Annotated in this window: 1 protein-coding gene; it reads right to left on the minus strand. The window is 60.7% G+C overall.

Going from position 1 to position 272, the window contains the following annotated elements; translation table 11 throughout:
• The coding region (locus G4D83_RS45405) for a sigma-70 factor domain-containing protein (RefSeq protein ID WP_275902426.1) at positions 1-272 on the minus strand (272 nt) is incomplete at both ends.

The raw sequence follows: 272 nt of genomic DNA on the forward strand, positions 1-272 counted from the left end.
GCGCTTGGCGATTTCGACCTCGCCCTCGCGCGTGAGCAGGCTGACGCTGCCCATCTTGCGCAGGTACAGGCGCACCGGGTCGTTCGACTTGCCACCCGGCTCGTCGTCTTCGTCCTTCTCATCCTCGTCGACGTCTTCCTTCTCCTCCTCGACGGTGACGGTGGGCTTGATCTCGTTGTTCTGAGCAGCCTTCTGCGCATCGACAATCTCGATGTCGTTGTCGCCGAACATGCTCATCACGTCGTCGATTTGATCGGACGACACGATGTCGG

This window comes from Myxococcus eversor (assembly GCF_010894455.1).
Classification (GTDB): Bacteria; Myxococcota; Myxococcia; order Myxococcales; family Myxococcaceae; genus Myxococcus; species Myxococcus eversor.